1 protein-coding gene is annotated in these 1,241 nt (G+C 68.0%); it reads left to right on the top strand.

The features are described 5' to 3' along the window. The coding region (locus BGN91_RS11105) for a hypothetical protein (protein ID WP_292613101.1) at positions 1-1,241 on the top strand (1,241 nt) is incomplete at both ends.

Below are 1,241 nucleotides of genomic sequence, written 5' to 3'. Positions count from 1 at the left end.
CCTGCAGGCGCTGATCGAGAACCCGCCGACCCGCTTTGCCGCCCAGGCGCGCAACTTCAACACGCGGATGCTGGCACAGGTCGACGCCGAGATCGCCAAGATCGAAGCCAAGCTCAACACGATCGAGCAGCGCGCCAAGGAAGCCAAGGCGAACGAGCTCTCGGTCCGCGCCGGCACGGTGGCGCGCGATCTCACTCCGGGCTTCGAAGAGTTGCAGACGCTGCGGGCACGCGAAGCGCAGATTCGCACCGCGCTCGGTGATCCGCTCGCGAAGCAAAAGGTCGCCGATCTCAGACAGGTCGAGACCGCCTATGATGCGGTCACCCGCGCGATCCAGACCTGGCTCGATCCGGCCGAGAAAGCCCGCCGTCTCGACGAGCTGGAAATCCAGGCCCTTGCCGCCAAGACCCCGGCCCAGAAGGCGGCCATCGCCGAAGAGCGGCGCCGGCTGGAACTCGCCGGGCAGGCGATCCCGGTCGCCATTGCAGAAGCTGATATCACCCGGGCCGGCGCCAAGGCGCGCGCCGAGGCAACGCAGGCGCTGATCGACCAGGCGCGGGTCCTCGACGTCAACACCAAGGCGACGCTTGGCCTCGCCGACGCTTGGCTCAAGGGCGCCGCGGCTGCCCAGCAGGCCGAAGTCCGCCGCAAGGCGCTGACTGAGGCGGTGCAAAATGGCGTCGATGTCGAGAGCCGCGCCCGCGATCTGCTGCGCGAGCAGATCGCTGAACAGGCGGCGCAATCGGCCAAGTCCGTCAACGACCTCGGGGCCGAGGCTGCGGCGCAGCGGCGGCTTAATGACGCCGTTTTTGCCGGCCGGCTTTCGACCGAGCAGGCACAGCGGCAGATGCAGGTCGAGCAGGCGCTGCGGCCGCTCATCATCGCGCAATCGCTCGCCGAGGGCGATGCCAAGGCGACACTCGGCCGAGTCATCGATGCGCTGCGCGGCGCCTATGCCCGGCTCCATGGCGAGCAAGCGCGCGCCGCGGCACTGCAGACGCTGGAGAACCAGCGCAACCAGGTCGAGCTATTACAGAAGCAGATCAACCTCGCCGGCATTGGCGAATCCCAGCGCGCCGTCATCATCGCCCAGCTGCAGGCCGAGCAGCAGCTCCGCCAGAAGGGCATCGACCTCGCCAGCGCCGAAGGCCAGGCGATCCTTGCCAATGCGGCCTACATCGAGCGCCTCAACCAGTCGCTCGCCCGCTCGCAAGGCGCCATGCAGTCCTTGCAGAGTATGA

Origin of the sequence: Nitrobacter sp. 62-13, assembly GCF_001896955.1 — a bacterium.
Lineage (GTDB): Bacteria > Pseudomonadota > Alphaproteobacteria > Rhizobiales > Xanthobacteraceae > Nitrobacter.
The sequence above is the reverse complement of the archived record's forward strand: the minus strand, read 5'-3'. Positions and strand labels throughout refer to the sequence as shown.